General features: G+C 44.3%; 9 protein-coding genes. 6 read left to right on the top strand and 3 right to left on the bottom strand.

The window, feature by feature from the left end; genetic code table 11:
- Positions 1–199: 199 nt before the first annotated feature.
- From GC098_RS40880 to GC098_RS21680, 6 genes are all read left to right on the top strand, one after another.
- The gene (locus tag GC098_RS40880; protein WP_171645313.1) at positions 200–715 is read left to right on the top strand and encodes a twin-arginine translocase TatA/TatE family subunit; all 516 of its coding nucleotides are present in this window, start codon (positions 200–202) and stop codon (positions 713–715) included.
- A 70-nt stretch (positions 716–785) separates the two neighbouring features.
- Complete coding sequence (gene tatC / locus GC098_RS21700; protein ID WP_171645312.1) at positions 786–1,544, top strand: twin-arginine translocase subunit TatC; 759 nt, start codon at positions 786–788, stop codon at positions 1,542–1,544.
- 229 nt (positions 1,545–1,773) lie between these two features.
- A complete protein-coding gene (gene groES, locus GC098_RS21695; protein ID WP_028553854.1) occupies positions 1,774–2,055 on the top strand; it encodes a co-chaperone GroES in 282 nt (93 codons plus the stop codon).
- A 93-nt stretch (positions 2,056–2,148) separates the two neighbouring features.
- Positions 2,149–3,777, top strand: coding sequence for a chaperonin GroEL (gene groL / locus GC098_RS21690; RefSeq protein ID WP_056830967.1), 1,629 nt, complete (start codon positions 2,149–2,151; stop codon positions 3,775–3,777).
- A gap of 150 nt (positions 3,778–3,927) precedes the next feature.
- Complete coding sequence (locus tag GC098_RS21685) at positions 3,928–4,104, top strand: hypothetical protein (protein WP_171645311.1); 177 nt, start codon at positions 3,928–3,930, stop codon at positions 4,102–4,104.
- A complete protein-coding gene (locus GC098_RS21680; RefSeq protein ID WP_376773921.1) occupies positions 4,097–4,687 on the top strand; it encodes an ATPase in 591 nt (196 codons plus the stop codon). Before GC098_RS21685 ends, GC098_RS21680 begins: the two co-directional genes overlap by 8 nt.
- An 86-nt stretch (positions 4,688–4,773) precedes the next feature.
- Here the strand turns inward: GC098_RS21680 and GC098_RS21675 are convergent, their stop codons facing one another.
- Genes GC098_RS21675 through GC098_RS21665 form a run of 3 tightly spaced genes read right to left on the bottom strand, consistent with a single transcriptional unit; the run spans position 4,774 to position 7,212 of the window.
- Complete coding sequence (locus GC098_RS21675; RefSeq protein ID WP_171645310.1) at positions 4,774–5,328, bottom strand: GGDEF domain-containing protein; 555 nt, start codon at positions 5,326–5,328, stop codon at positions 4,774–4,776.
- Positions 5,329–5,357: 29 nt separating this feature from the next.
- The gene (locus tag GC098_RS21670; protein ID WP_171645309.1) at positions 5,358–6,035 is read right to left on the bottom strand and encodes a hypothetical protein; all 678 of its coding nucleotides are present in this window, start codon (positions 6,033–6,035) and stop codon (positions 5,358–5,360) included.
- Entirely contained in the window at positions 5,950–7,212 is a 1,263-nt protein-coding gene (locus tag GC098_RS21665; RefSeq protein ID WP_171645308.1) for a hypothetical protein, read from the bottom strand. The genes GC098_RS21670 and GC098_RS21665 overlap by 86 nt, the downstream gene beginning before the upstream one ends.
- Between the last annotated feature and the right edge of the window lie 142 nt (positions 7,213–7,354).

The following is a 7,354-nucleotide window of genomic DNA, read 5'->3' as shown; positions in this document are numbered from 1 at the left end:
AAATGCATTAAAGTGGGCCGTAGAGGTGAAAAGTAGCAAAATAATTGCACTTTTTGCAGCTAATGCAAAAGTGTGTTGACTTCAGTAAAGGTGTTGACCACAGTTACCACCCACTAGGAGATTTCGTTGCCGATTTCTGCGTTTGCTAATTTGTTTTACGGTTTAGTTGAAGTCGCAACAAATAATGGAGATGAAGTCCATGTTTCAAAATATCGGTTTCACCGAGCTTTTATTAATAGCAATCGTTGCTCTTGTACTATTTGGACCGCAGAAACTGCCCGAGATTGGCCGTGTGCTGGGGCGCACGATCAGAGATTTCAAGAAAGGCGCTCACGCCCTGCTAAACGATGAGCCTGAGGAAGTGGCGGCGCCGAAGCCGGCTGCCCAGGTCAAACCAGCTCCGCAGGTTTCGACTCAAGGCGAAACAGCCTCGTCAAACGCTGTCGAAGCTGGTGTTCTTCCTTCCGAGAGAGCGGCGGTGGCGTTTGTAACGGCAGCTCCCGCAGAAGTCGAGTCGGCTGTCGAACCGAGTACAGCTGCAGCATCCGTCGCGTCACTTACTCCAGAGGATGCACCATCTGCCTCGTCGGCAACAGTCTCCGCTGTGGACGCACCATCGGTCACTCCGGCGGCACCCTCTAGAACGGACGCAGCACCTGCCTCCAAGGCCGCGCCAATCGCGCCGCCTAGCAACACGCGGCGTCTACCGGACTAGCCGCTTTCTTTTCAGCATAACAAGTGCTTCAGCCTTTTAGGTTTGATCCATTAGATCAGGTTGGTGAAAAATGACAACGAACGAAGAAATGTCACTCGTAGAGCACCTAGGTGAGCTGCGCAAACGAATCATGTGGGTACTGGTCGTCCTGGTTATAGGGATGGTAGGCGGACTAATCTGCGCGAAGCCGATCATTCGTTACCTCAAAAACATTCCGCCTGCTGATAGCATCAGTTGGAACGTTTTTTCCCCATGGGATGCCCTGCGCTTGTATATGAATTTTGGTTTGGCCGTAGGTATTCTTATTACCCTGCCGGTTATTCTTTATCATATATGGGCGTTTGTTAAGCCTGGCTTGCGTGAGACTGAGCAGAAGGCTTCGATTATTTATATTCCTTATGCGTTTTTGCTGTTTTTGGGAGGTCTTTCCTTCGGTTATTGGGTTGTTTTTCCGATGGCATTCTACTTTACTTCCTCCATTAGCCGGAGTCTCGAAATCACGGAGATGTATGGCGCGGCGCAATATTTTACATTCATGTTCAACATCATTCTTCCATTGGCCATTGTGTTTGAAATGCCGATAGTCGTGATGTTCCTCACGAAGATTCGCCTTTTGAATCCGAAGCGTCTGCACAAGTTCAGAAGATATGCTTACATGCTGCTTGTTATTTTATCTACGGTTATCACGCCGCCGGATGCAATATCAGCTATCTTAGTGGCTTTGCCGCTTATTGTTTTGTATGAATTTAGCGTATTTATGTCGGGATTCATCTATCGCAAACAGTTGGCGAAGGATGCTGAGTGGGAGCGGGAGTTCGGTCCAAAATAATAAAACAGTCTGCGTAATGTGCAGGCTGTTTTTCTTTTTTTAATGAGAATATTTGTTTTTCATTTGGGTAGAATGAGGGGGGTGTCCAAAAGAATGAAAAATGTGTAAAAGGACTTGCAAATTACTCACAGAATGAGTATCATAAGAATTGTTGTTAGCACTAAACACATTCGAGTGCTAATAAACGAAATACACCCATTACCAATTTTCTAAAGGAGGCTATTTTTCCATGATCAGACCGTTAGGTGATCGAGTAATCATTGAAGCCGTTGCGAAAGAGGAGACTACAGCAAGTGGCATCGTGCTGCCAGATACAGCTAAAGAAAAACCACAAGAAGGTAAAGTTGTAGCAGTAGGCGCAGGCGCGTTGAAAGATGGCGTACGTGTTCCGCTTGAAGTAAGCGAAGGCGACCGCATCATTTTCTCCAAATACGCTGGAACTGAAGTGAAATACGAAGGCCGCGAACTGTTGATCTTGCGCGAAAGCGACATTCTCGCTGTATTAGCCTAATTTAGCAGGATATAGATCGGCACTGCGTATACTTAGTTTTTCCGTAATACTACTTACTATGTACAGGTTCTAAATTAGAGGAGGTTTCCTATCATGGCAAAAGAAATAAAGTTCAGTGAAGACGCACGCCGCGCGATGCTTCGTGGGGTAGATGCTTTAGCTAATGCTGTAAAAGTAACCCTCGGTCCTAAAGGCCGTAACGTTGTTCTTGAGAAAAAATTTGGCAGCCCGTTGATCACAAATGACGGTGTTACTATTGCGAAAGAAATCGAGCTTGAAGATGCTTTCGAAAACATGGGAGCACAACTTGTTAAAGAAGTTGCTACCAAAACTAATGATGTTGCCGGTGACGGTACAACAACTGCAACGGTTCTAGCACAAGCTATGATCCGCGAAGGTCTGAAAAACGTAACTGCAGGCGCTAACCCAATGGTTATCCGCAAAGGTATCGAGAAAGCTGTTAAAGCGGCTGTAGAAGAGCTTCAAGCTATCGCGAAGCCAATCGAAGGCAAACAATCCATCGCACAAGTAGCGGCAATCTCTGCTGCTGACGAAGAAGTAGGCGAATTGATCGCTGAAGCTATGGAAAAAGTAGGTAAAGACGGTGTTATCACAGTTGAAGAATCCAAAGGATTCCTTACTGAACTAGAAGTTGTAGAAGGTATGCAATTCGACCGTGGTTACACTTCCCCATACATGATCACTGACACGGATAAAATGGAAGCTGTCCTTGACAACCCATACATCCTGATCACTGACAAAAAAATCTCGAACATCCAAGAAATCTTGCCTGTTCTTGAAAAAGTGGTTCAATCCGGTAAACAACTTCTGATCATTGCTGAAGATGTTGAAGGCGAAGCACAAGCAACGCTTGTTGTTAACAGACTTCGTGGCACATTCACTTGCGTAGCTGTTAAAGCTCCAGGTTTCGGTGACCGTCGTAAAGCTATGCTTGGCGATATCGCTGCTCTAACTGGTGGCCAAGTGATTACAGAAGAGCTTGGATTGGATCTGAAATCCACGACTCCTGACCAATTGGGTAGCGCGCGTCAAATCCGCGTAACCAAAGAGAACACAATCATCGTTGATGGCGCTGGCGACAAAAAAGACATCGGCGCACGTGTTACTCAAATTCGCGCACAATTGGAAGAAACAACTTCCGATTTCGATAAAGAAAAACTTCAAGAGCGTTTGGCTAAACTTTCTGGCGGCGTAGCTGTTATCAAAGTTGGCGCAGCAACTGAAACTGAGCTGAAAGAGCGCAAACTTCGTATCGAAGATGCTCTGAATGCAACTCGTGCTGCTGTTGAAGAAGGTATCGTTTCTGGTGGTGGTACAGCCCTAGTTAACGTGTACAACGCAGTAGCTAAAGTAGTAGCTGTTGGCGACGAGCAAACAGGCGTAAACATCATCCTGCGCTCCCTAGAAGAGCCAGTTCGCACAATCGCAGCTAACGCTGGTCAAGAAGGTTCCGTTATCGTTGAGCGCCTCAAGAACGAAAAAGTAGGCATCGGCTACAACGCAGCAACTGGCCAATGGGTGAACATGTTCGAAGCAGGTATCGTTGACCCTGCTAAAGTAACTCGTTCCGCACTGCAAAACGCAGCATCCGTTGCAGCTATGTTCTTGACAACTGAAGCGGTTATCGCTGACAAACCAGAAAAAGACAAACCAGGCATGCCTGACATGGGCGGCATGGGTGGAATGGGCGGCATGATGTAATTTTTACATCAGCCCATTAAATAGATGTAATGAAAGGTTCCTTCGGGAGCCTTTTTTATTTTTTAAATCACATCATTCCCCTTGCAGATTACAATGATGCTAATGCTTATGGTACAATTAAATAAAATCCAGACAAGGTGGTGTACCTATATGGAGCAAACTGAGGTTTTAAAAAAACTGATCAGAATGACAGGAGAACGAGCTAAAATTGATGCCAAAGCGAATGGCACCTATGTGGTATATAAGAATAACCAAAATCAACTCGTTAAAGAACATGCCAACGGAATAACAGAATTGTTAAAAGGTGAGGAATCGGGGCGTGCTTGAACCAGTACCGGTGATGTATGTTTTCGCTGGAAATAATGGAAGCGGAAAAAGCACGATTCGAAATCTAATCATCGATCGCTTAGGTGTTAGTGTCAATATTGACCCAGATTCAATAGCAAGGCGCATCGACGCTGTGAATCCCGAAAATTATAGGGTTTCAGCCGGAAAAGAAAGTATTCGTTTAGCTCGTGACTGCATTCTTCATAAGCGTGATTTCTCCATCGAAACCACTCTATCTGGCGGTCATGTAGTTCGTCAAATGCAGGAAGCTAAGCAAAATGGGTTTCTGGTTACAATGTTTTATGTTGGACTTGGTGACCCGAAATTGAACATCGAAAGGGTAGCGGCACGAGTTCGAAATGGCGGACATCACATCCCTTCATCAGATATTTTGAAACGGCACGTTACCTCTATTCAAAATTTGCTAAAGCATCTCGAATTGATTGACCATCTATTTGTGATAGATAACAGTAATTTGGATGGTGAAATGGTGTTAGAAGTGGAAGGTACTATTAAATACAAAAAAGATCCTCTTCCCAGTTGGGTGAGGCCTATAGAAGAATTAACTGAGAAAAATCAGTAGGAACCCCCCTCGTACACCAAGCTTTCCCTAATAGTAAAAAAGAGACCCTTTACAAGTTCGCTTGTGAAGGGTCTCTTGACATACCTTCAACTCAAATCCCAAGCCGCAACAACCTTATTCTTCCCCGTCTGCTTCGCAGTAATCTCCGCCGTATCAGCCTGTTCAATCAATTCCTCTATCGAAGTTGGACTACAGAGTTCTAGGGAAGATACGCCTACACTGACGGTGATTTGGTAAGGGCGCCCGAAGGCGAATTCTCTCTCAATCTCGCCTCGCAGCTGATGGGCAATCTTGAGGGCTTCTTTTCCATCTGTTTTAGGTAAGATTAGAATAAGTTCCTCACCGCCGTATCGCCCAGCGATGTCGCTCTTTCTTAAATTAAACCGGAAAATATCTGCGATTTCTCGTAAAACTCGGTCCCCTTCCGGGTGTCCGAACTCATTGACCCTGCGGAAATTATCCACATCGATCATGATCACGGATAAGTCGAGGTTATAACGTCTAGAGAGATCGAATTCTTCCCTCAGCCTTTCCATGAAATAACCGCGTAAATAAAAGCCGGTCAGGTTATCAATAACCATTTCTCTATGCAAGAGAACGTTGATAATATGTGGTTTGATGAAAGAAAGAAAATGTTCCATATGTTGAAGCTTTGTTTTGGTCATCCCATCTACAAAAACCTGGAGCGTAATAGCTTGATCACCTCGCTGAAAGAGAGTGAAAGTGAGTAGTCAAAAAGTGCCTTGGTCAACCTCTGCATTGTTGTCATTAGATCCAAAGTTTCGGTAACCTGCTCACTGAGCTCGATGATGATTTGTAAATCCAAGGAGAGGAGTAACCATTGCTCTCGATCCGCAATCATTTTCTGAACAAAATCATCCTTCATGATAGCGGGTGATGCCGGGGCAAAGGTGGGGCGAATAACCCGTTCCATGCAGGCGGTCAAGTATGGACGCCAAGTTTCCTTTTGAATAATCTGATACCCATTTAACGCACGTCGCAAATAGAGCATCGCATTTTGAACATCGCCCTCAAACATGGCCCTCTCTGCTGAAAGTCTAAAATAATCTGGCCAAAAGATGTCAAAAGAGCATCGCTTTAGATAACCTTCAAAGTTTTCGAACCAAATCCCCATATTCTCCGAGCGAAGCTCTAAAAGGAGCGTAAGTAATTCGCGGTAAGCCCAACCTGCATACATCCCTGAGTTATTTTTCGATATAAATTGTTCAAAAAGCTTGCAGGCTAGCCCCAGATTTCCCTCTCTAGTTTGGAACAGTGCCTCGAAAAAGCCCGGGATGGTGATAGGCAGGTTTTGACGGAAGGCAACATAACCTTGAAAAACGGACAATAAGCTGGGAATCTTCATCAAAGTGCTCGCTGTTTTCAAAAATATAGAAAATGTTTTGAACGGGGAACATTGGGATAATGGAAGAGAAAAATTGATACAACCACTCGGTTAGCAAATAAAGGATATCGTCCCCTTCATAGTGCTTTTTAAGAAGCTGATCAAATTTACGAGAAAGATTCCGCAGCATGGTGATTGATTCAGGAAATAAGCCATAAGCCAGATGTAAGGTTCGGGAGACCACTTCACGCAAAGTTGAATAAGGCAGTCCTTGAGAGACAATCTTGAAGAAATAGCCTCTTTCTAACATCTCGTTGACATTCTGCGTATAAACATCAAATCGAATGGCCTCATCCTCACAAACGAGCCCTAATAAACGCTTCTCATTTGATTGTAAAAAATAACGAAAATGCTTTTGATGCTCTTGCGTAATTGGCGCAGCGGCAGGGTGCAGCCATTTTGGGCTGTTATGGTAAAAAAGCGGTTGCACCTGCTCTGGCAGTTGAAAGGCTGCTCGAATAATATCGGCAATTTCATCAGCGAATAACATAGTTTCTGGCTCAGTGCGCAGACGCTCTGATAATTGCAGTAGGTTATTTGGCACGGAGTCGGAGCCATATATCGTATGAATTAGTAAGTGGATAGCTTCAAAATCAGCAGCTCGGGAAAGTAGAAATCGCCGTGCATAACGTGGAAATGAAGTGAATGAAAAATCCGTCAATAAATGATTAATAAACTCGATAGCGGAAGGGAATGGTTGGACATCAATGATAATCGCTAACGTTTCTGGATCGAAAAAAAGCTGCTCTGACAGCAAAAAGCCCATGTAAAACTGTTCTTCATGCAGAATGGAAAGCGCTCTACAAATGGAGATCAGCAATTTTCCTTTGGATTCATCACTTAATGCTGCTTTTTCTATATGTAAAAACGGCAAATAGCCTTCTGGTAATGGAGAAAGCTGAACGACGAGATTGCCCTCAACAAGCTTCCAATCCAGCGGCTGACGGAAATAATCTCCTTTAGCCGCTTTGGCCCAAGAGAGCAAACGATTCTCAATCTGTTTTTCATGGAAATAATTCCAAAGCTTATGATGGAGATGCATCTCCGAATAATCAGGGGCATGAGAGTATGTTAAATGTCGAAAGTCGGAATTCGTTTTTTGAGTTGTATGATTCATCATACTCCATCCTCCTTCTAAGGTATGGGAATTCAAGACGCAGGGGATGGGATGATACCATCAAATAAATGTCATTTCTCAATTGTAACAAATATATGAACCAAAAGGGAGAGGTATCATGGTGCTATTAGCCTAACATTTTCGG

This window comes from Paenibacillus phytorum, assembly GCF_013141715.1.
GTDB lineage: Bacteria > Bacillota > Bacilli > Paenibacillales > NBRC-103111 > Paenibacillus_E > Paenibacillus_E phytorum.
This window is presented reverse-complemented; position numbering and strand designations above follow the sequence as displayed.